Here is a 23,690-nt window from a genome sequence, read left to right as displayed (position 1 = left end):
TTTTTATGGGAAAACCATTTTGGAGAAGTGTTGAATACTTCTTTACAGGGAACTATTCCGCCGATGAAGGTAACAACAACATTGTTGCTATCGGTTTTGGCGGCGAAATACATGCTCGTGGAGGTGATGATCACGTCACTGTCGGTTCAATCGGGGCGACGGTTTATACGGGTAGCGGAAATGATACGGTAGTAGGTGGTGCGGCATATCTAAGAGTAGAAGACTCTGTTGGCAACCTAAATGTAAAAGGTGCTGCCGGGTATGCGGATATTAACAAAAGTGGCGATGGAAGCGTTTCATTCGCTGGCGCTGCTGGCGGAGTTTCTATTGATCATCTAGGTAATCGCGGTGACGTAAATTATGGTGGTGTTGCTGCATATAATGGGATAACCCGTAAAGGCCTAAGTGGTAATGTGACATTTGGTGGTGCTGGTGGCTATAACAGCCTTTGGCATGAAACAAACCAAGGAAACTTATCTTTTACTGGTGCAGGAGCCGGTAACAAACTTGATCGAACTTGGTTCAATCAATACCAGGGCTCTCGCGGTAATGTGACATTTGATGGTGTTGGTGCTGCTAACAGTATTAGCTCGCGAGTGGAAACGGGTAATATCACTTTCCGTGGGGCGGGTGCCGATAACCATCTCGTTCGCAAAGGTAAAGTTGGTGATATCACTTTACAGGGAGCGGGCGCATCAAACCGCATTGAACGAACACGACAATCGGATGATGTCTATGTGGAAACACGTGGCAACATTCGCTTTGAAGGTGTGGGTGGATACAACAGTATTTACTCTGATGTGGCACACGGTGATATTCATTTCTCTGGCGGCGGGGCTTACAACAAGATTACCCGTAAAGGGTCAGGTAGCGATTTCAAAGGCGAAGGGTTAGCCAATGCCAATGCCGGTGAGATCGTTCTGACTGCTGCACAAATGCATGGGTTATCGATTGGTAACGGGAATAAGTTTCATTCTGTTAAGGCAATAAAATCAGAACGAGAGGCAAATACTTACTTGTTTGCTATCGCTGATGGTGCTTACACCAAAATTAACAAAATTCGTCTCTATAATGACTCGGAAACTGGAAATCTTAAGTACTACTCAGAAGCTTGGTATAAACGTGGAAATCATTTAGCTAGCCTTGCTCGCTCCGATGTTTCTGGTTCAGGTGGGTTTGAGTCAAATCCAATCAATGGCGGCTACACCCTCTCTAATATCGAACTCGAACATCAACAAGTGGTTACGATTCATGCTGTTGAGAAAGACCTGACTGAATATGAATGGGTTACATACGCAAACGGTGCCTTAATCGATGCTGAAGATGTTGTTTTGGCCGATGCAAAAATGGGTGGCCATGCTATTTCTACAAATGGCACAACAGTTGATGTTAAAGGTGTTAAGTCAAATCGTAAATCAAACACGTATGTGTATGCGAAAGTGCTTGGCCCTTATACAAAAATTGTGGTTGTTGAATTAGCGAATGATTCAGAAACTGGCGAGTTAAAGTACCAGGCCCGCTCTTGGTACAAAGAAGGTAATTACACCGGAAATTTGGCCAATGAGGATATTTCGACAGCAAATGGCTATCACTCAATGGGCCGAGGCGGATATTCGCTGAGTGATCTTCAGTACAGTGTAAATGCGGTAAGAAGTGCCAGCGAAACGGTCGCAGATATTGAGGAGTACAATGAACAAGCATTGATCAAACCTTCTACCGATACCGGTGAAAGCTCTGGGGATGTTCGTTTTAATGGCATAGGTGGCGGTAACGTTATCAAGTCCAACGTTACCCGCGGCGATGTTCATTTTAATGGCGGAGGGATTGCTAACGTTATTCTTCATAGCTCTAAGTTTGGTGATACCGAATTTATTGGCGGCGGCGCGGCTAACGTTATTGTTAAAAGTGGCGATGAAGGCGATCTTACTTTCCGTGGTGCTGGCTTGGCTAACGTATTAGTCCATCAGAGCAAGCAAGGCAAAATGGATGTCTACGCAGGCGGTGCGGTTAATGTGTTGGTTCGTATTGGTGATGGCGAATATTTAGCTCACTTGCTTGCTTATGGCAATGTTTCAGTTCAAAAAGGTAACGGTAATAGTCGTTTGACTATGCTAGGCGGCTACAACACGCATACCCAAATAGGGTCTGGCAACGGGCTGTGGTTAGCGGTTGGTGGCTTTAATGTCATGACACAGGTTGGTAAGGGTGACATTGCATCTGTACTTGTCGGTGGCGCGAATGTCATGACTAAAGTGGGTGACGGTGACCTCACGGCAGGTATGCTTGGTGGTGCCAATATCATTACTCATATTAGCGGTGATGATACGGCCTCAAATACGACCGCAGTCGCACTTGGTGGTGCAAACATCCTAACCAAAAAAGGCAATGGCAATGCGCTTGCCGTTATGGGAGGAGGCGCTAACGTACTTACACATGTTGGTGATGGCTCGACAACTGGCGTCATGGTTGGTGGGGCGAACATTCTAACCAAGGTGGGCGATGGTAATACCACTGGCATTATGTTGGGTATTGGTAACGTACTGACTCATGTCGGCGATGGCCAAACAATTGGCGTAATGGGTGCTGCGGGTAATATCTTCACCAAAGTAGGCGACGGCACTTCAATAGCCGCTATGATCGGCGTAGGCAATATCTTCACTCACGTTGGTGAAGGCAACGCGTGGGCGCTAATGGGTGGCCTAGGCAATGTATTTACCAAGGTTGGTCATGGTGATGCATTAGCGCTTATGGTCGCGGAAGCGAATGTCTTTACGCATATTGGTGACGGTACAACAGTCGCATTAATGGTAGCGAAAGGTAATATCGCGACCAAAGTGGGTAATGGCACCTCTATAGCCGCGATGGTAGGTAACGCAAATATATTCACTCAGGTGGGGAATGGCAGCACGTTTGCTGCAATGCTTGGCCAAGCTAATATCATGACGAAAGTGGGTAATGACCTAACTGCTGCATTAATGATCGGTAAAGCGAATATCTATACTCACGTTGGTGATGGCACAAGCTTAGGCTTATTTGCTGGCGAACTAAACGTGATGACGAAAGTGGGTAATGGAACAACCTTAGCCGCGATGTTTGGTAAAGCAAACATTATGACTCACGTAGGAGATGGTCTTACTGGCGTACTAGCCCTTGGTGAAGCGAATATCATAACGAAAGTCGGTGATGACTTCATGGGTGTTGTCGCAGCTGCGAAAGCAAACGTAGTGACCCATGTTGGTGATGCAACAACCGCAGCTGTGTTGGCGGGTAAAGGTAATATCTTAACCAAAGTTGGTGAAGGAACCACCGTTGGTTTACTGATATCAAAAGTGGGTAATGTCATGACCCATGTGGGTGATGGTACGACTATTGGTTTGGCGAAAGGTAAAGCTAACATCATCACAAAAGTGGGCGATGGATTAGGCGTTAACGTGGCCTGGGGACAAGCAAATATCTTCACTCACGTTGGTGACGGTGATCGATACAACTTCGCCAAAGGTGAAGCGAACATCATCACCAAAGTCGGTGATGGCCAAGAAGTTTCTGTGGTTCAAGGTAAGGCGAATGTCATTACTCACGTCGGTAATGGCGATGATTACACTGGAGCTTGGGGCAAAGCGAATATCATTACGAAAGTGGGTAATGGCCGTAATGTTGTTTTAGCGAAAGGTGAAGCGAACGTCGTTACTCAAGTGGGTGACGGAGATAGCTTCAACGCACTTTGGAGCAAGGGCAATATTGTCACTAAAGTCGGTGATGGTATGCAGGTCACGGCGGCGAAAGGTAAAGCTAACATTACGACAACAGTGGGTAATGGTCTGAGTGTAACGGCGGCCTATGGTGATGCGAATATCAACACCAAAATTGGTGACGGTATTTCGGTTAACGTTGCATGGGGCAAATATAACGTCAACACCAAAGTGGGTGACGGTCTCAATGTTGCGGTGATGAAAGGCAAAGCAAACGTGAATATTCACGTAGGTGATGGCCTAGGGATTAACGCTTCTTATGCCAGAAATAACGTTGCTATCAAAGTGGGTAACGGTGATTTCTATAGCCTAGCTGTCGCGTCAAGTAACACTAGCAGCAATAAGCTTTCAGCACTGTTTGATAATATTAAACAAACTCTTCTTGGAGTGGGTGGCAGCCAAGCGATTAATTACCTAGTTCAAGGTGATGAAGCTTCGTCATCAGGCATTCAGAAAGGGCGAGGTGCTATTTCAACGCCTGAAATCACGAAACTTGATGGTTTCGCTCTGGATGAAATCGAAGAAGTAGGTTCCGAACTAGGGGACGGGTTAAGTGGAAGCGTGACCAACGTTGAAACACCTGATCTCAGCAACATGGAAAATGAACTCAACATCGAAGAGTCTTCAGATCAAGCGCAAGCACCTAACCTGATCGTTAACGGCGATTTTGAACAAGGTGGCGACGGTTGGGAATCTACTCATGGCGTAGAAGCATCATATTCAAGTAGCGCTTATGGCGTAAGTGGCGAAGGCCATGGCTCACGTGTAACAGAGCTAGATACTTATACTAATACAAGTCTTTCTCAAGATTTAACGGATTTAGCGGAAGGTGAAGTCATTGCGGTTAGCTTTGATTTTGCGAAGCGTGCAGGCATTTCAAGTAACGAAGGCATAGAGGTTCTCTGGAACGGTGATGTTGTATTCTCAACCTCTGGCGATGAAGCAGCTTGGCAACAAAAAACACTTAAGTTGACTGCAAATTCTGGCAGCAACCGAATAGAATTCAAAGGCACAGGCCATAATGATGGGTTGGGTTATGTTTTAGATAATGTGGTGGCGAAATCTGAAACGTCACACCAAGCTAATGCTGTTGCCGATAATGCGGAACAAAATCAAGCTGCAAAAAATGCAATGTCTGACAAAGAACGAGCGGAAGCCGATCGCCAGCGTTTAGAGCAAGAAAAGCAGAAACAACTTGAAGCTGTATCAGGTTCTCAGGCTCAATTAGAATCAACCGATCAAGAAGCATTAGAGAGTAATGGTCAAGCGCAGCGCGACGCTGTGAACGAAGAGTCTGAAGCGGTAACTAAAGATCTAACGGCAATGGCTCAAGGCCTTGATGTCCTTGACAACAAAGCTGAATACACGGGAGTGTCTGGTGATCATTGGCGCGATCGTTTTGCTGGTGGTCTTCTAGAGGATGTTCAAACCCAATTAGACAATGCCAAAGATGTGTCTGGTGAGCAGATCGCGGATGCGAAACAAGCTCATGAAGACAACCAAAAGAACGTCAACGATTCGGTGGCTAAATCAGAAGCAGGTGTTGCGAAAGGCGAAGAGAATCGCGCTAGTGCAGAGCAAGATATTACGGACGCTAAAGCCGATGCTGATGCGCGTAAAGCAGGCGCTACCACAAAAACCAATGAAGCTAAACAAGCTGAATCGAATGCAAGTGATGCCGCTAGAGACGCTGAAGAACGTGGTAATAGTGATGCGAGAAATGCTGAAAATAAAGCGAATCAAGCACAAGCGGACGCGAAAGGTTCTAAGCAAAACGAAAATGACCGCCCTGATCGTCAAGGTGCCTCTGGCAGTGGTTTATCCAATGAAAGTCACTCTATTCAAAGTGAAGAGACAACCAGTAGCGATGTCGATACGATAAATCCGCAGGATGCGGACGGTCGATTTAGCGAAGGATTAACCGATCAAGAGCAAGAAGCGCTAGACGGTGCGGTTCAAGCCGTAAATCGACTACAAATCAATGCGGGTATTCGTTCTAAAAACACCGGAAGCTCAATCACTTCTCTGTTCACTGAGAGCAATGCCGATAGCATCATTGTTGCAGATCGAGCGTCACAGGATGTAAACCGAAAAGATATTCGTATTTCAGGGGTGAACTTAGAAGGGTTAAGTGGTGGACAAGGAAATCAAGCAACGGGTCAACATAGTTCAAAAAGTGTTCCTGGGTTTCAAAGTCATTTTGCCTCGACATCAATTGGTATAGAAAACGAACTATCTGGTCTAGTTGTTGTTTTACCTAAGAATTCAGCACAGACGTTTGGGTATGTGCATGATTCACAGGGTAACCCATTGTTCATGTTAACCAAAGATATGAATCAAGGCGGTTATAGCAACCCAGCTCGTATTGCGGATATCAATGGGGTGAACAATTGGCAGACGCACACAATTGAATTGGTTACGTATCCTAGTGAAACCAGTGATACGACGGCGATTGAAAGTCGTAAAGAAGCAATGCTTTGGTTAGCGAAAGAGTTTACAGGCCATATCAACCAGTCAAACCACCAAAGCTTACCTCAATTGGTGAGTGATGATGGACACTTTACGCTGGTTATCTCGAATTCGAAGCACCTCATCGCGGCTGGTAACGGCACTGCAATTGAAGCTCAAGGGCAGACAATAGGGATGACCCCTAGTGGACAACAAGCCACTATGGGCATTAGTGCGAAAGAATTTGGTTCAAGCTCGTCATTGGAAGTCAGACTTCTAGAATCGGCACCTTGGTACCAGTCGGGACTTAGAGATGAGTTTTTAGTTAACTCTAATGAGCACAAGTTAGATGATCCGACGGCTGCGCAAAACGTTTATGCCTATCTCACATCGGTCTATTCAAAAACTGCAGATCTGGCCAAAGAGTACGGTATCTACATCAATGATTGGGATCCTGCATCGGAGGGTTTCTCTCCAAACGCTCAAGGGTTAACCGATCCGAAAGTAAAAAATGCTTGGGAGATTTTGCCAAGAACTAAGCCTGTCAAAATACTGGAACTTCTTAGTGCAGATGATTCACGATACGTGAGACAACAAATCATTGGCAAGCTGAAAGGTTCATATTCAGAAAGCCTTGCTAAGAGTGTATTTGAATACTTCCAGTATGGCGGCGAAGTGGCAGGACATGGCATCAACAACGCCACGACAGGAAATGTGCAGCAGCCAGAGCCCGCTATCTTGTTTGAGTTCCGCAGTGTGCCGAACGTGTTAAGTGAATTTGTGCCTAAAACAGAATCCACGGCAAAAGTTGATGTGAAGGCACTCGATCATTTTGATTTTGCAAGCCGTAAAGTCATTATTGCTGAAGTGAACGCTTTGGTTAGTGGTAGTGATGATTTCGATACTTGGTATCAGGAGTATCGGGCAAGCAAAGGCCAACCCCCAGTTAAAAAGCCTAAATCCAGTGCTTCTGCGAATCACAAAGCCGAATGGTTAATGACGCAGCATGCTGATAAATGGGCAAAAATCACCGCGCCTTATATCGAAAGCAATGAGACGAGCACGTCAACACAAGCGAAGGTTGATACGGGCGAAGTGCTTAAAGGACTACAGGAAGACTTTAAACGTTATGGCGACGCGCTGAAACCGGATACTAGCGTGCCAGGAAAATCTAAAGACATTCGTACTACCAAAGATTTCCTAAATGGTTACAAAAACGACCATGCGAAGGATAGCGTTGACGGCTTCCACTCAGACATGAGCATCAAGCAACTGGTCGATCTGTTTGTTAAGGGTAGCTGGAGTGCAGAGCAAAAAGGTGCGCTTGCTTGGGAAATCGAAAGTCGTGCACTGAAAGTGACGTTCCAGAACAAGTCTGAGAAGTACAACCGACTGTTCCGTGAGATTGCCTCTGCTGGAGTGGTGGATGCGAAAGCCACCGAGCAACTTGCACCACAGTTAATGCTGATGAACCTATCGAACGACGGTTTTGGTGGACGCTGTGATCCACTTTCTAAACTTGTTCTGGTCGCAAAGCAGCTAGAAAACGATGGTCAAGCCGGCGTTGCAAGACAACTGCTGGAAAAGATGTACTCTGCGGCGGCGGTGCTGAGTAATCCAACGTTTTACTCAGACAGTGAAAAAGCCAATGCAAGCAAGTTGCTCAGCAGCTTGGCAGCTATCCATGCGAAGAATCCGATGCATGATACGTCGATTAAAGTATGGCAGGAAAAGCTGGAAGGGAAGCAAGCGCTTACTGTAAACGGTGTGGTTGAAAAAATCACCGATGTATCGGCTAACGGTAAACCTGTGTTGTTGGAACTTGATGCTCCGGGGCATGCGATGGCGGCTTGGGCAAAAGGCTCAGGTGACGACCGTGTTTACGGCTTCTATGATCCAAATGCTGGCATTGTTGAGTTCTCGTCAGCAGAGAAATTTGGTGCTTACCTAACGCGTTTCTTCGGCAAGTCCGATCTGAACATGGCTCAAAGCTACAAGCTGGGTAAAAACGATGTAGGTGAAGCGATCTTCAACCGCGTGGTGGTGATGGATGGCGACACGTTAGCGAGTTATAAGCCGACAATTGGTGATAAGACGACTATGCAGGGAATCCTTGATTTGCCTGTGTTTGATGCAACGCCAATCAGTAAACCGGAAGTTAGTGATGTCTTATCAGGCAATGAGAAGCACAAAGAAAACGTAGCGATCGAAAATGATGGTACGCCACCGCGCGACAAAGAGTCTGTTAGTCCGTTAACTCGTTTCCTAAACAATGAGTTGTTCGGAACTAAAGATGCTCGTCGTAAGGTCGGTGATATCACCCAAACATTGCTAGGGCTTGCTGTCGAAAAAGGCGAGTCTCAAAAAGTGACTCTGAAAGGTGAAGCCGGTCGTTTGTCTGGATACTTCCATAAGGGAGCGAAAGCACCAGAAGGCGAAGAGAGTAAAGGAAACGGCAAAGTAGTGCTGTTCCTACACGGATCTGGTTCATCCTCAGAAGAGCAAGCGAGCGCGATTCGCAGTCATTATCAGAAACAAGGCATCGACATGCTCGCAGTCAATCTGCGTGGCTATGGTGAAAGCGATGGCGGACCAAGCGAAAAAGGCTTGTATCAAGACGCTCGCACCATGTTCAAGTATCTAGTGAATGACAAGGGTATTGACCCAAGCAACATCATCATTCACGGCTACTCAATGGGTGGTCCAATTGCTGCAGATTTAGCGCGTTATGCTGCACAAAATGGCCAAGCGGTTTCGGGCTTATTGCTTGACCGTCCTATGCCAAGTATGACCAAGGCCATTACAGCTCATGAAGTGGCGAATCCTGCGGGCATTGTAGGGGCCATCGCGAAAGCCGTTAACGGTCAATTCTCGGTAGAGAAGAACCTTAAAGGCTTGCCAAAAGAGACGCCAGTTCTGCTGCTGACAGACAACGAAGGTCTAGGCGGTGAAGGCGAGAAGCTGCGTGCCAAACTCGCGATTGCTGGCTACAACGTCACGGGTGAACAAACCTTCTATGGCCACGAAGCGAGCAACCGCTTGATGGGGCAATACGCCGATCAAATTGTCTCGGGTCTGTTCAATGCTGAGCAAGCGGCGGTAGAAGCGGGCGAAGTGCTTAAAGGGCTAGAGAAAGACTTTAAACGCTATGGCGATGCGCTGAAACCGGATACTAGCGTACCAGGAAAATCGAAAGATATTCGTACCACCAAAGATTTCCTAAATGGTTACAAAAACGACCATGCTAAGGACATCGTTGACGGCTTCCATTCAGATATGAGCATCAAGCAACTGGTCGATCTGTTTGTTAAAGGTAGCTGGAGTGCAGAGCAAAAAGGTGCGCTTGCTTGGGAAATCGAAAGTCGTGCACTGAAAGTGACGTTCCAGAACAAGTCTGAGAAGTATAACCGACTGTTCCGTGAGATTGCCTCTGCTGGAGTGGTGGATGCGAAAGCCACCGAGCAACTTGCACCGCAGTTAATGCTGTTGAACCTATCGAACGACGGTTTTGGTGGACGCTGTGATCCTCTCTCTAAACTTGTTCTGGTTGCGAAACAGTTAGAAAGCGATGGTCAAACTGGCGTTGCAAGACAACTGCTGGAGAAAATGTATTCTGCGGCGGCGGTGCTGAGCAATCCAACGCTTTACTCCGACAGTGAAAAAGCCAATGCAAGCAAGTTGCTCAGCAGCTTGGCTGCGATTCATGCTAAGAACCCAATGCATGATACTTCTATGAAAGTATGGCAGGAAAAGCTGGAAGGGAAGCAAGCGCTGACCGTAAACGGTGTGGTTGAAAAGATCACCGATGTATCGGCTAACGGTAAACCTGTGTTGTTGGAACTTGATGCGCCGGGTCACGCGATGGCGGCTTGGGCAAAAGGCTCAGGAGAGGATCGTGTTTACGGTTTCTATGACCCAAATGCGGGCATCGTTGAGTTCTCGTCCGCAGAGAAATTTGGTGCCTACCTAACGCGTTTCTTCGGTAAGTCCGACCTGAACATGGCTCAAAGCTACAAGCTGGGTAAAAATGACGCAGGTGAGGCGATCTTCAACCGCGTGGTAGTGATGGATGGCGATACGTTGGCTACTTACAAGCCGACATTGGGTGACAAGACGACAATGCAGGGAATTCTTGATTTACCTGTGTTTGACACAACGCTGATTAAAAAGCCTGTGGGTGACGTGACGAGTGACCTAGAAGCTCTAGGTAATAAGACCAAGATTTCAGTGGACTTGTCACAAGTCATGACCAAGGATGAGCTGAAGAAAGATGCCCAAGTGTTTGCGAAACCAATCGGAGAGTCTTACCAGAAGATCCTCGAACAGGTGGAACTATTGCATACATCTACAGGGTTAAAGCAGATTGAAGTTGCCTTGAATTTGAATAACCTTATTGATACTTACGTTGCTAAACATGAGACTTCAGGACGGAATTCTGCTTTGAAGCGCATCCAAGAGCAACTATCAGAACGCTTGTACAATAATGGATCAATTGGAGCATTAAGAAGCGACATTGCTGATTTGGCTAAAACACGGCCTGATTTAGCGGCGACAGTTATTTCTAATATATTGATGGCGACCGATGATAAGACGCCAAAAGTGGATGTTAAGCAGCTTGATGATGGTACGAAATACGTCAGTGAAGAAAGCCTGAATGCTCTAATTGGACAAGAGGAACCGTTCAATAAGAATCGCTATAATCAAGAGTTACTTGATGGAAGGAAGGCTGGTGAAGAGGTTGTTGCCAACAGTAATTTAAATGATGCCGAAATTAAAGGTATCCAATGGTATACCAGTGAAGGCTACCAATATGTAAACGAATCACTGAGGAAGAACGAGAAACTTCAATACTTCGTGAAAGACAACTCTGTTGATGCTGTTAAAGGTATGAGCAAGCTAGACACGTTTGAAGGAACTGTTTACCGTGCGTTCATGCCAGGAGTAAGTTTAACGGAATTGGAGAGTCGTATTGCACCAGGGCAACTGATCGGAGAGAAAGGTTTCTGTTCTACATCGACTAGTGCAGAGCTGGCTAAAGACTTCCGTGGTGGGAAAGGGACAGTGATGCTAACGATTCTGGACGCGAAAGGTACCAATGTTGCCGGCCTTGCGCAATTGAATCAGGCAGAGGTTTTATTCAAACCGGGCTCCCATATACGTATAGAGGCGATCAAGAATACCGATAAGAATCTGCATATTGTTGCCAAATATACGGAAGATTTTAGAGTCGGTGAAAGTGTACATAGCCTATTTGACGGGAATAAGATTGGTTTAGCTATCAATAAGAATACTTCCACGCTACATGACGGTGTGAAGTCTTCTTTCGACAGTGCCGATGTCGCCGATATTTTGACGCCGAAAAAAGTGGCGGATGAGCTTGATTTAGGTGATGGGCTAAGCCGTCGTAATGATGATATTCATAACAAAGACGTTAACAGTTGGGAACGCCTCGTAGTATCCCCTCAATCTGACGGTGGTGAAACGCGCTTTGAGGGTCAAATCATTATCCAAATGGAGAATGATTCTGCGGTTTCCAAAGCTGCTGAAAATCTAGCTGGCAAACATCCAGATAGCACTGTGGTTGTACAGCTTGATTCAGACGGCAATTATCGTGTGATTTACGGTGACCCATCTAAGCTACCTAAAGATAAGTTAGCTGGACAATTACGTTGGCAACTTGTTGGTCATGGTCGAGATGAATCTGAAAACAATAATACTCATTTAAGTGGTTACAGCGCAGATGAGTTAGCCGTGAAACTAGCAGCGTTTAATAAAGCGTTTAGTGAAGCTGAAAATGTGAAGGCTAAACCTGATCATATTAGTGTGGTCGGTTGTTCGCTAATCAGTGATGACAAACAAAATGGCTTCGGAAGACTTCTTATTCAATCGATGGGTGACAACGATATCCGTAGCGATGTTTCTGTCCGTAGCTCAGAAGTTGCTGTTGATTCGAATGGTCGTAAACATACCCATGACGAAAATGGTCATTGGGTACAAAAAGAGAAAAGTAACAAAGTGACACTTAGCTGGGATGAACAAGGCGAAGTGACCGAAAAACATGAGCGTATAAGAAATGGTATCGCAGAAGGAGACATCGATCTTTCTCGCGTAGGTACTAGCGACGTTGATGATACCGCTCGCGGCGCAATTGCTGAAAACAGTGATGTGTTTAATGCCCCAGAAAAACGTAAGAATGAGACTGAATCCTCTTCATCTGATAACAGCAGTAATAAGCTCAGCTACTCTGGCAATATTCAAGTCAATGTTGGTGATGGTGAGTTTACCGCGGTTAACTGGGGTACTTCGAACGTTGGCATTAAAGTCGGTACAGGTGGCTTTAAATCTCTAGCTTTTGGTGACAACAACGTGATGGTTCATGTTGGTGATGGGAAAAGTAAACACAGCTTTGATATTGGCGGCTATCAAGCTCTAGAAGGCGCACAGATGTTCATCGGTAATCGTAATGTGAGCTTCAATTTGGGGCAAAGCAACGATCTTATTGTGATGATGGATAAATCAATTCCTACGCCTCCTCTGGTTAATCCGTTTGACGGCGCCTCTCGAATCTCTGGTGTGTTAAAAAGCATAGCGAGTTCAGGTGAGGGTCAAGATTGGTTAGCCGCTCAAGAGCAACAGTGGACATTATCTGGGGCTAAAAAGTTCGTTAAAGATATGTCTGGCTTAGATCAGAGTAGCAGTGTTGATTACACAAGCTTGGTTGACTTGGATTCTCAAAATGAACGCAGTAGCCGCGGCTTGAAAAATGACGCTGAAGCGACGTTAAACAAGCAATACAACCAGTGGTTAGGCGGAAGTGATAACTCTGACTCAAGCAAAATGAGCCGTGCAGATAAGTTCCGACAAGCGAATGAGAAGCTAGCGTTTAACTTTGCTGTTGGTGGCCAAGGCGCTGATATTCAAGTGACGACGGGTAACTGGAACTTTATGTTCGGTGATAATATTCAGTCGATTCTTGATACCAATTTGGGTTCGTTGTTTGGTCTTATGACTCAACAATTTTCCACAACGGGGCAAGCTAAAACAACGTTTACTTACAGCCCCGAGGATCTTCCTCGTCAGTTAAAAAACAAGCTTCTAGGTCAACTAGCCGGTGTAGGTGCAGATACAACGCTAGGTGATATTTTCGGTGTGGATTACACAGCTGCAGGGCATATTGTGTCTCGTACTGGCGAATCAGTAGATGGTGTCGCAATCCTAAAAGAAATGCTGGAAGTTGTTGGTGAGTTTAGTGGCGATCAATTACAAGCCTTCGTTGACCCAGCTAAGTTGCTAGACAGCCTAGAGTCGGGCATCAATATGGGTGCTGACGGCATTAAGACGTTCGCAGAAACACACGGCTTGAAGGAAAAAGCACCGGAAGAGGAAGAAGATAATTCATCCGTTTCTGTCAATGGCACTAATGTCGCTGGAGCTCAGGATAACGGCCATGCAATAACGGCAGATAGCTCCGCTAAAGAAGATCGTGCATTTGGTTTTAATTCGCTAAATCTACCTAATTTGTTTGCGACCATTTTCAGTGAAAATAAGCAAACAGAAATGAAATCTCTGGTGGAAAACTTAAAAGAAAACCTGACGGCTGATCTACTGAATATGAAGGAGAAAACATTTGATTTCCTTCGTAATAGCGGTCACTTGCAAGGCGATGGAGACATCAACGTTTCTTTAGGCAATTACAACTTCAATTGGGGTGGTGATGGTAAAGATCTCGGCGCGTATCTAGGAGATAACAATAACTTCTGGGGTGGTCGAGGTGATGATGTCTACTATGCGACAGGAACATCTAATATCTTTACCGGCGGTGAAGGCAATGATATGGGCGTGCTAATGGGACGTGAAAATATGATGTTCGGTGGCGAAGGCAATGATACTGCCGTCGTTGCTGGACGAATCAATCACGTCTTCTTGGGCGCGGGTGATGATGAGTCGTTTGTCTTTGGTGAAGGCGGCGAAATTGACACTGGAACTGGCCGTGATTATGTCGTCACATCTGGTAACTATAACCGTGTTGATACAGGCGGCGACCAAGACTACTCAGTTACGATTGGTAATAATAACCAAGTTGAGTTAGGGGCTGGAAATGACTTCGCCAATGTCTTTGGCAATTACAACCGTATCAATGCTAGTGGCGGTAATGATGTTGTTAAGTTAATGGGTTATAACGCGGTGCTCAACGGTGGCGAAGGTGATGATCACCTAATTGCTGCTGCGCTTTCTAAGTTCAGCCAGTTCAATGGTGGCGAAGGAAGTGACGTGATGGTACTTGGTGGATTCCAAAATACCTTCAAGGGCGGCACTGGCGTAGATAGCTTTGTTGTAAGTGGTGACGTCATTGACAACCTCGTTGAAGACATTCGCAGCGAAGACAACATTGTTTTCAATGGGATTGACTGGCAGAAATTGTGGTTAGAACGCAGTGGCTATGATCTTAAATTGTCGATACTGCGCGATCCTGAAAGTGATACTGGTCAAGCCAAGTTTGAACACATTGGTTCTGTCACTTTCAATGATTACTTCAATGGTAACCGTGCGCAAGTTGTTGTGGCGATGGGAGATCAAGGCACATCCCAAGATCATACTGTGTTGTCCAATAATGCGGTTGATGCATTGGTTCAAGCTATGAGCGCTTTTGAGCCTCAGGCTGGTGATAATGGCTTTATCGATAACCTTGATAGTAAATCTCGCGTTGCGATTACAACAGCATGGTCCGATGTATCTAAAGGGAACAGTGCCATCTCATAGCAAATAATCTCTACTTTAGGTAAATAATATGAGCCGTCTTCTTTTGAAGACGGCTTTATTAATTCAGCACACTTACTTTTCCTTTCGCTACCAATTGATCTCGAACCGAGTCGTATGCCCAGTTGAACGCAATCGTGTAAAGTACGAAGAAAATAACTAGGCCGATGTCCATGATCAATACGGTTAGGAAGTCGAGTTGTAGAACCCACATCAAGACAGGTAGAGTCACTGTCATCAAGCCAAGCTCAAAACCTAATCCGTGCAGGATACGTGTTTTCGTGGTTCTTTTGCTTCGGTCTGTTCCGTAAATCTTGTCGTAACCGTAGTTGTAGACGTAGTTCCATGTCATCGCAATCAGCGATAAAGACAGCGCTAAGCCTGCCATTTTTACTGCTCCGCCACCGACAATGTAAGTTGCCGCCACGGCCATCAAAACTAAAGCAACCAATTCAAATAGCACCATGTGTAACATGCGTTCTTTATGTGACATTTTCTAACTCTCTTTACAATTTAATAGCCGCTGATGGGCTAATGACTTGGCTAGATAATATCTACTTAAGTGATAATATAAAGATAGTTAGCATCATATATCGTGATGGTAAGTTTTGGAGAGACACAGAATGTACAACATTGAACAACTAAAAATGTTTGTGTATGCCGTTGAATTAGGGTCATTTTCTGCCAGTGCTCGTCATTTGGGTAAGGTACAGTCGGCGGTGAGCCAAGGCATCAGTAATCTTGAAATAGATTTTAATGTTGAGCTTTTTGATCGCTCGACTCGAAAGCCTTCATTAACCCAAGCGGGCGAACAGTTATTTAAACAGGTGAAAGCAATCGTGCTTCAAGTTGAAGATCTGAATGTGACGGTTAATGCGATGGGGAGCGGTGAAGAGGGGCTCATCAAAATTGCACTAGATGATTCATTGTTGGTCCCGAACCTATCTAAGATCCTTAGTGAATTCAGTCAACAATTCCCTGCTACTGAAGTTGAACTGGTTGCGTGTACCACAACTGAGGTCAATCCGTTGATTATCGAAGAGAGAGCCGACATTGGATTGATGTTTACCAACTTGGCTTTTGACGTCGGCTCTGAGCCTTGCTTTATCGGCCACTTACCATTTATTGCCGTGTGTCATCCAAGTCATTCGCTCGCAAAAACAGGTGTCGCGAAACTTTCTGACTTACTCCCGCATCGCCAGTTAATGTTGAGGGGAGACAAAGGTAAGGTAATGGATCAATTTCCACTCATTGCGGGCAAGGTATGGTGGTCAAACAGTTTTATTGTGATCAAAGAGATGGTGCTAGGCAGTGATATAGGGTGGGCATACTTACCCAAACACCTTGTTGAAGAGGAGCTGAATAAGCAGCGTTTAGTGGATATGAATGTCTCGTTTGATCACAAAACATGGTCGCCGCCCGTTGATCTTGTTTTGTCTAAAACACGTTCGAAAGGCCCAGCATTGCTTTGGCTTGAACAAGCATTGAAAGGCCTATTAGACGAAACGTAAGCTGGGCGAGACTTAAATTGGATCAAACTAAATAAAGAAAAGGCTCACCGTTTAACGTGTGAGCCTTTCTGTTCAAAGTGATGCTGCTTTTTGTTCGCTCTAGCTCTAGATGCTAGACGTTAGGTTTAACTGTTTGACCATTGTAATACTTGTCTTTCATCTTAAGCGCCACGTTCACTAGGTAAATCAACACAGGTACTTCAATCAGTGGACCGATAACACCGGCAAACGCTTGGTCTGAGTTGATACCGAATACTGAGATAGCGACTGCAATAGCTAGCTCGAAGTTGTTACCTGTCGCTGTGAAGGCAATTGATGCGTTCTTATCGTACTCAATGCCCATCTTCTTACCGATGAAGAAGCTGATGAAGAACATCGCTGTGAAGTAGATGGTCAGTGGGACAGCAATCAACAATACGTCCATTGGCAGTTCAACAATCATCTCGCCTTTTAGGCTGAACATTAGAACGATAGTCGCTAACAGTGCAATCAGTGTGATTGGTGAGATGCGTGGAATAAACACGTCGTTGTACCACTGCTCGCCTTTCATCGACACTAGGATCTTACGGCTTAAGAAGCCCGCTAGGAATGGGATACCTAGGTAGATAAGAACACTGTGTGCAATATCGATCATCGAGATATCAACCATCATGCCTTCGTAACCAAATACTGGTGGAAGAACGCTGATGAATAGCCACGCTATAAAGCTGTAGCTCACCACTTGGAATGCACTGTTTAGAGCAACCAATGCCGCGCCGTACTCTTTGTTACCGCCGCCGATGTCGTTCCAAACCAGAACCATTGCCACACAACGAGCAAGACCAATCAGAATTACACCCACCATGTAACCTGGGTGATCACCTAAGAAAGTCAGTGCCAGTACAAACATGAGAATTGGACCAACAAACCAGTTCATGATCAGAGACAGTTTGATGGCTTTCTTATCTTTGACCACAGTGCCTAGTAGGTTGTAGTTAACCTGAGCCAGAGGTGGGTACATCATTAAGATGAGGCCAATCGCAAGCGGAATGTTGGTGGTGCCAACCGACATAGATTCGTTCCACTGTTCGATTTGTGGGAACAGGATGCCAAGCAGTACACCAAGGCCCATTGCAATAAAGATCCACAGTGTTAAGTAGCGATCTAGAAAACCTAGTTTTGGTTTCATGATATTTTCTCTTTTGTTTAAATCGTAAATCGTCGAAATGCGATATATAAAAGCAAAAAAATACGCTTAGTTTATTCAGTATTCGACCAACTAAGCGCGATGAATCTATTTCAAAATGGTGTCGATAAGCGACTCAAGTTGCTGAATATTATCTCGGTTAATGCGATAGCACATCTTCGGTGGTATCGATTCAGCAGTGATGAAACCTGAGGTTTTCAATATTCTTAGGTGCTCTGATACAGTCGATTGGGCCAAGCCCAGTTCACTCACCAGATCACTGTTCAAGCAACCGCCCGACTTTTCTAAAGCGGACAAGATACTAAGTATGCGAATTCTCGCTGGATGAGCGAGTGCTTTTGCTAACGCAGCCATCTCTTTTTCTGCTTCAGCATTACTCGGCGGAAGAGGTAAAGAACAGCTATCTTTTGCTTGGCATGTTTCAGTCATACTTGGTGAACTCGCTTACTTATAATCGTTAAAAGACGATTGATAGTAAGCCTATTAAATACAGGCGTCAATGCTCTGTGTAAATTTGAACAGATTTTGAGGTGACGTTCCAGTAACGATGGTTGAACTTAACGATAGTTCAGCAAGTAAAATGGCGTGAACATCGATCAAACGCCATTTTGCTTGGTTATCCGCTAGTTAAGAACGGTATAGCCTCTGCTGATCATACAGTTACGATTAACTTGAAACTTCTGCTGTTCAGATAGCTCTTCTGATTGTCTTTTTTGAGCACCGTGCTTTAAAGCACCGCTGATAATACCGATGCCAGCGCCAGTTTTTGCGCCATCATGACCACTCCCGCCAGACACCGCTCCACCTAACGCACCAAGCGCAGCTCCCTTGGTGGTTGAGCCTACAATATACTTTCCAAGAGAGTCAACTTCCTCAGGCCTAACTTGCTTAGCGTACTGTTCACATTCATATATGTCTGCATGATATTGTGTTTCATCAATGCCTTTAGTATCAACAATGACTTGATTTGCAAATGCTGCACTTGATACCGTTAATAAAATCGCAGCAAAAGGAGTGAATTTAATTTTCACACTGTATACCTCTAGAGTGTTTGTTGTGTTTTGATTATTTATAGTCTTTGATGAAATCAAGAGTATGAGCGCTATAATCTTTTGAATTCAATGTTTTAGATAGCCCTAGGAGCGTGTTGTAAGGTTGAGATACAGCGACCATATTGATTAACCAAGATGGGATAGATCCCCCAGGGTCACTCAATACTTGATAAGAAATATGAGTGGTTTCTTTATCTATTGGTGTGAGAACCCAGCGAGACTCGAGCTTTGCGACTCGAATCACTTTCTTGTTGTTTGGAAGGTAATTCGGTTTCCCATGTTGTTCGATTGTGACTATTAATGTGTTTGGTTCCTGGCTAATTACGTTCTCGACAATGGCTTCACGATCTGAGACAGGCCAAGGCGCTTTTGTATAGGTTTTAGTGATAGTATGAGCATCGCTAAAATGTTTGATTTCTTCCATTTCATCAATGTTCTCTACCCATTGAGTGCCTACTGAAGTATCCGTAAACAAAGCGATGATTGAAGTAAGATTGGCTTGGATATCAGCTTCTGCCCGAAACTCCTTAAAGTCGTTACCTTCAATTTTTCGATTGTAGACTTCGATGCCTTGTTTATTACGTACGAGCTTCCACTCATTGCCATCCGACGCTAACACTGAAAAAGACGTCGCAACCAGAATGAAAGTTAGAATCTTACTGATCACGACAGTGCTCGTCCTTTCCAAGTGATTTTATTGCTCTTTGACAAGCGATAACTGTTGAGAATCAACAAACTTTGCAATGAAATCCCCAAAGGCACGGTTAGCGCATAACGAGCTGGTATAAAGAGTTCTTTGATCAAAATAAGATAAGTGACAATGGACGCGAGCAACATCAGAGCATTGATCACTAAGGAGTAGGTATTGATTGATGAAGGGTCTCCGATGAAATGGTGAGTTGATACAAGCAGCATCACCGGGGCAGCCCATGCAATGATATTCGTTTTGATGAATTCACCAAGTACTTGGAATCTTGATTGGCAATTTACAATAAGATTCATATTTTTGGAGAAGCCCGCCCAAATTGAACCAAAGTCTGAATACATATGAGTACTCATGAGCTTGTCTGCAAAAGCCCAAAACGCTTTTAGTCCGCATATCTTCATTAGTTTTGCAAAAGCGATGTCTTCGGATATCTCATTCGCTACCGCAGTATGCCCACCTACCGCATCGTATGACTTTCGTGTAAAAAGCATGGCTTGGCCGTTAGCAATGGCGTCTGCTTTTGACTTGTCGTTTGCGTTCTTGAAGTTCATGTAAGACGCGATTGAAAGAAATATGCCGGGTAAGGTGATTTTCTCAACGGTTGATGTGAATGCTTGCCTAGGGTTGAACGACAGCAAATCCGTTTTGTGTCTTGAGGCGAAATGGATAACGCTCTGTAGCATCAAGGGTTCAGACTTTGTATCAGCATCGATAAAATACAAATACTCACCCGTTGCTTGCTGTGAGCCCACCATGCAAGCATTACTTTTCCCTAGCCAATTGGGTGGTAATTTCCTTCCCGATATGCAGCGAACGTTAACACTCGATGCGTCGATTAGCGTATCAACAATGGCCCTTGTCGAATCAGTAGAAAAATCATCAACCACGATGATTTCAAACCTGTCTTTTGGGTAGTTTTGCTTCATTAGCGAACTGAGGCTGGTCTCAATATTATCTTCTTCATTTCTCGCAGGGATAATAATGGACACGGTTGGCCACTTGGTTCGGTTCAACGAAATTTTAGGCGTAATGTGAACGCGATGGCGCGCTAAATTGGCAAGTGTGATTAAAAACTTGATGGTAACGATGCAAAACAAAGTCGAAGTGATAGCTAGAATCATGATTACAGTGGTCAACAAATAAAGTGATAGAGGTCTAAGGATCGTATAGCCTTGAGGGGTTTTGTTCACCTCTGGTATGTAGGACTCAATCATTCAAAGCGACATGTCGGTTAGCTCAGTTTTGCGTTTGAAGCGATTTATTAGAGCTCAGAAATAAGCATTGCATTCACTGGCTACTCTAGCGATATAATCGAACGCAGAACCGTTACACAAGATAACGAAAAATCATAATTTGCTATTTAATTTTTACTTATAGGTAAGCCCTGAAATGCCACAACAGAACATCAAATTTATCGCTGCTGATATGGACGGCACTCTGCTTAATGAACATGGAAAGTTAGACCCAGAATTCTTCAATCTTTATGAGCGACTAGAAGCGAAAGGCATTATTTTTGCTGCGGCATCGGGGCGTCAGTATTACAGCTTGATGGAAACCTTTGCCCCGCTAAAAGATCGCATGATGTTCGTTGCTGAAAACGGCACATTGGTGATGCATAAAGGCCAAGAGCTATACAGCTGCTTACTTGATACTGATGCCATCAAAGAGATCATTAAAGAAGCTCGCGCGATTGAAGGTGCTCATGTGGTGCTATGTGGTAAGAAATCGGCGTACATTGAAACCAAAGATGAGCGTGCTCTCGCGGAAATATCTAAGTATTACCATCGCCGTGAGCAAGTAGAAGACTTACTGGCGGTAGAAGACGATTTCATCAAGGTGGCTATTTGCCATTTTGATGGTTCACAAGAGAAAGTAAACCCAAGCATCAACGCCAAGTTTGGTGACAACTACCAAGTGGTGGTAAGTGCGAAAATTTGGTTGGATGTGATGAATGCTGAAGCGTCAAAAGGTGCGGCGATTAAGCATCTGCAAAACACATTAGGTTTCACTTACGAGCAAACCATGAGTTTTGGTGATTATCTAAATGACTTGGAAATGCTTAAAGAGAGCTATCACTCTTACGCGATGGAAAACGCACACCCAAAGTTAAAAGAGATTGCGCGTTTTGGCGCGCCAAGTAACGTTGAAGCTGGTGTATTCCAAGTGCTTGAGAAACTGCTAGCGTAACGCGATTAAGCTCAGTCCGATTTTTATCAAAGCCAACTCGGTAATATGAGTTGGCTTTTTTGTTGGCTGCATGTGCTGTGATTGGTATTAGTTAAATTTGAACGATTGTTCAGGTTGTTGTAATCTGAAGATAAATTGGATGCCTGCTTTTACTGCAGACATGCCTTATCAATGAGCATTTGGAATGACGATGAGCAAGAAACTTCAACTTGATATTATTTCTGACGTAATGTGCCCTTGGTGCGTGGTCGGCTACAAAAACTTAGAGCAAGCCATTATAGAACTTGGTTTAGCGGAGCAAATTGAACTTGAATGGCAGCCGTTTGAGCTTAATCCTGATATGCCGCAAGAGGGCGAAAACCTGCGTGACCATATCATGAGAAAATACGGTTCTAGTGCGGAAGAGAGCCAAAGTTCGCGTGAGCAACTGGCGGCGCGTGGCAAATCGGTTGGTTTCGATTTCAATTTCTATGACAGCATGAGAATGGTGAATTCACGTCATCTACATGTACTTCTCGATTTTGCATTAGCGCACGGCAAACAGACTGAGTTAAAGCTACGCTTCTTTACTGCTCATTTTTCAGAGCAGAAAGATCTGTCCGATCTTGAGGTTATCGCGCAAGAGCTTGAAGCCGTTGGGCTAGATTCGACGAAGGCATTGAAACGCCTAAAGAACATCGATAACTTGAAGCAAATTGAAGCGCAAGAGTTTGAATGGCAACGCATGGGGATCTCTGCGGTTCCTACTGTGGTATTCAACCGTAAGAGTGCAGTCACAGGCGCGCAAACGGTCGAAACGTACAAGCAAATTCTTCAAGAACTTATTGCTGAATCATAAGCCGATTATTGGTATTAATTAGAGTCTGAATCTCATGGAATCACTGTCACTCGCTCAGGCGCAAAAAATGGTATTGCTTTCGCAAAAGCTGCCGCCTAAGAAGTTGCCACCTAAAAAGCAACGCAATGGAGGCACTTTGGCGAACACGCTGTCTGCGATTGAAAACCTTGGGTATGTTCAAATTGATACCATCTCTGTGATTCAGCGAGCTCACCACCATACGCTGTGGAATCGTAATCAAGACTACAAGCTTGATCATCTCGACAAGCTGCTAGAGCGTCGAGAAGTGTTTGAGTATTGGTCGCACGCTGCCGCTTATCTGCCTATGCGTGACTACCGCTTCAGCCTACACCGCAAGAATGGTTTCGCGAGCGGTAAGCTTAAGCATTGGTATAAAAAGGATGACGCACTGATGGCGCATGTTCTCAAACGCATTGAGAGCGAAGGGCCATTAATGGCGAAAGACTTTGAAGGGGATAGACCAAACCCCGGCGGATGGGGCGGTAAACCTGCCAAACAGGCACTAGAGACTTTGTTTATGCAAGGCGACTTAATGGTGCCAAGCCGAGTGAATTTTCATAAGGTGTATGACCTAACCGAGCGAGTTTTACCGAGCGGAATTGATATCTCTGAGCCGACAGAACAAGAGTACATCGAGCATCTAATCACGCGTTATTTAGAAGCCAATGGTGTGGGAATAGCGTCGGAAATGAGCTACCTACTTAAGAACACTAAGCCTCTGATTCAGAAAACACTCCAGCAGATGTTTGAAGATAATCAGGTGCTGAAAGTGGATGTTCAAGGCTCTGATTACTATGCTCTGCCGAATGCTTTTGATCTGTTGAATCAACCTCTTTCTAGAACCAAGTTAAAGATACTGTCTCCGTTTGATAACTTGTTGATTCAACGAAAGCGAATGCAATCATTGTTCAACTTTGATTATCTTCTTGAGTGTTATGTTCCTGAAGCCAAGCGCCAGTTTGGTTATTTTAGTTTGCCGATTCTGTGGCAGGGTGAGCTGGTGGCACGAATGGATTGCAAGGTAGACAGGAAGAGTGGCTTACTCAATATTCGTAACTTGGTTGTTGAAGAGCGAGTGAAAAATCATGAATCATTCGTTCATGCCTTATGCGATGAACTTAAGCACTTCATGGTGTTCAACCAATGTGATGAGATGATCGTCCATAACACCACACCTTCTGATCTTGGCAAGCGATTGATGAGCCATTGGCAAACAGTCTAGCGGTTTTGTTGTT

The 23,690-nt window shown here is 44.8% G+C and carries 11 protein-coding genes; 5 read left to right on the top strand and 6 right to left on the bottom strand.

Annotated elements, in window-relative coordinates:
- The first annotated feature begins 5 nt into the window (after window positions 1–5).
- On the top strand, window positions 6–14,957 hold the full coding sequence (gene rtxA, locus AC3CHU_RS17735; RefSeq protein ID WP_488526079.1) for an MARTX multifunctional-autoprocessing repeats-in-toxin holotoxin RtxA: 14,952 nt from the start codon (window positions 6–8) through the stop codon (window positions 14,955–14,957).
- Between the two features lie 58 nt (window positions 14,958–15,015).
- Here the strand turns inward: rtxA and AC3CHU_RS17730 are convergent, their stop codons facing one another.
- Window positions 15,016–15,447, bottom strand: a complete 432-nt coding sequence (locus AC3CHU_RS17730) for a PACE efflux transporter (RefSeq protein ID WP_488526078.1) — start codon at window positions 15,445–15,447, stop codon at window positions 15,016–15,018.
- 130 nt (window positions 15,448–15,577) lie between these two features.
- On the opposite strand from AC3CHU_RS17730, the gene AC3CHU_RS17725 reads away from it, so the two are divergent.
- Window positions 15,578–16,465, top strand: a complete 888-nt coding sequence (locus tag AC3CHU_RS17725; protein ID WP_488526077.1) for a LysR family transcriptional regulator — start codon at window positions 15,578–15,580, stop codon at window positions 16,463–16,465.
- Window positions 16,466–16,577: 112 nt separating this feature from the next.
- Here the strand turns inward: AC3CHU_RS17725 and arsB are convergent, their stop codons facing one another.
- The 5 genes from arsB to AC3CHU_RS17700 form a co-directional block, all read right to left on the bottom strand.
- Window positions 16,578–17,633, bottom strand: coding sequence for an ACR3 family arsenite efflux transporter (arsB, locus tag AC3CHU_RS17720; RefSeq protein WP_488526076.1), 1,056 nt, complete (start codon window positions 17,631–17,633; stop codon window positions 16,578–16,580).
- Window positions 17,634–17,738: 105 nt separating this feature from the next.
- Window positions 17,739–18,080, bottom strand: a complete 342-nt coding sequence (locus tag AC3CHU_RS17715) for an ArsR/SmtB family transcription factor (RefSeq protein ID WP_488526075.1) — start codon at window positions 18,078–18,080, stop codon at window positions 17,739–17,741.
- 194 nt (window positions 18,081–18,274) lie between these two features.
- On the bottom strand, window positions 18,275–18,682 hold the full coding sequence (locus tag AC3CHU_RS17710; RefSeq protein ID WP_488526074.1) for a glycine zipper family protein: 408 nt from the start codon (window positions 18,680–18,682) through the stop codon (window positions 18,275–18,277).
- Between the two features lie 34 nt (window positions 18,683–18,716).
- Entirely contained in the window at window positions 18,717–19,370 is a 654-nt protein-coding gene (locus AC3CHU_RS17705; protein WP_488526073.1) for an START domain-containing protein, read from the bottom strand.
- On the bottom strand, window positions 19,367–20,530 hold the full coding sequence (locus AC3CHU_RS17700) for a glycosyltransferase family 2 protein (RefSeq protein WP_488526347.1): 1,164 nt from the start codon (window positions 20,528–20,530) through the stop codon (window positions 19,367–19,369). Before AC3CHU_RS17700 ends, AC3CHU_RS17705 begins: the two co-directional genes overlap by 4 nt.
- A 268-nt stretch (window positions 20,531–20,798) precedes the next feature.
- On the opposite strand from AC3CHU_RS17700, the gene AC3CHU_RS17695 reads away from it, so the two are divergent.
- The 3 genes from AC3CHU_RS17695 (at window position 20,799) to AC3CHU_RS17685 (ending at window position 23,677) form a co-directional block, all read left to right on the top strand.
- Window positions 20,799–21,596: a Cof-type HAD-IIB family hydrolase gene (locus tag AC3CHU_RS17695; protein WP_488526072.1), complete on the top strand. Its 798-nt coding sequence runs from the start codon at window positions 20,799–20,801 to the stop codon at window positions 21,594–21,596.
- 190 nt (window positions 21,597–21,786) lie between these two features.
- Window positions 21,787–22,434, top strand: a complete 648-nt coding sequence (locus tag AC3CHU_RS17690) for a DsbA family oxidoreductase (RefSeq protein WP_488526071.1) — start codon at window positions 21,787–21,789, stop codon at window positions 22,432–22,434.
- A gap of 34 nt (window positions 22,435–22,468) precedes the next feature.
- A complete protein-coding gene (locus AC3CHU_RS17685) occupies window positions 22,469–23,677 on the top strand; it encodes a winged helix-turn-helix domain-containing protein (RefSeq protein WP_488526070.1) in 1,209 nt (402 codons plus the stop codon).
- Window positions 23,678–23,690 lie beyond the last annotated feature (13 nt).

Source organism: Vibrio sp. QJM3NY_39 (assembly GCF_057785895.1).
The sequence above is the reverse complement of the archived record's forward strand: the minus strand, read 5'-3'. Positions and strand labels throughout refer to the sequence as shown.

Bases quoted from the DNA above. Each gene is read 5' to 3' on its own strand.
- rtxA (WP_488526079.1), top strand. From the start codon at position 6: ATGGGAAAACCATTTTGGAGAAGTGTTGAATACTTCTTTACAGGGAAC.
- AC3CHU_RS17730 (WP_488526078.1), bottom strand. From the start codon at position 15,447: ATGTCACATAAAGAACGCATGTTACACATGGTGCTATTTGAATTGGTT.
- AC3CHU_RS17725 (WP_488526077.1), top strand. From the start codon at position 15,578: ATGTACAACATTGAACAACTAAAAATGTTTGTGTATGCCGTTGAATTA.
- arsB (WP_488526076.1), bottom strand. From the start codon at position 17,633: ATGAAACCAAAACTAGGTTTTCTAGATCGCTACTTAACACTGTGGATC.
- AC3CHU_RS17715 (WP_488526075.1), bottom strand. From the start codon at position 18,080: ATGACTGAAACATGCCAAGCAAAAGATAGCTGTTCTTTACCTCTTCCG.
- AC3CHU_RS17700 (WP_488526347.1), bottom strand. From the start codon at position 20,530: ATGATTCTAGCTATCACTTCGACTTTGTTTTGCATCGTTACCATCAAG.
- AC3CHU_RS17695 (WP_488526072.1), top strand. From the start codon at position 20,799: ATGCCACAACAGAACATCAAATTTATCGCTGCTGATATGGACGGCACT.
- AC3CHU_RS17690 (WP_488526071.1), top strand. From the start codon at position 21,787: ATGAGCAAGAAACTTCAACTTGATATTATTTCTGACGTAATGTGCCCT.
- AC3CHU_RS17685 (WP_488526070.1), top strand. From the start codon at position 22,469: ATGGAATCACTGTCACTCGCTCAGGCGCAAAAAATGGTATTGCTTTCG.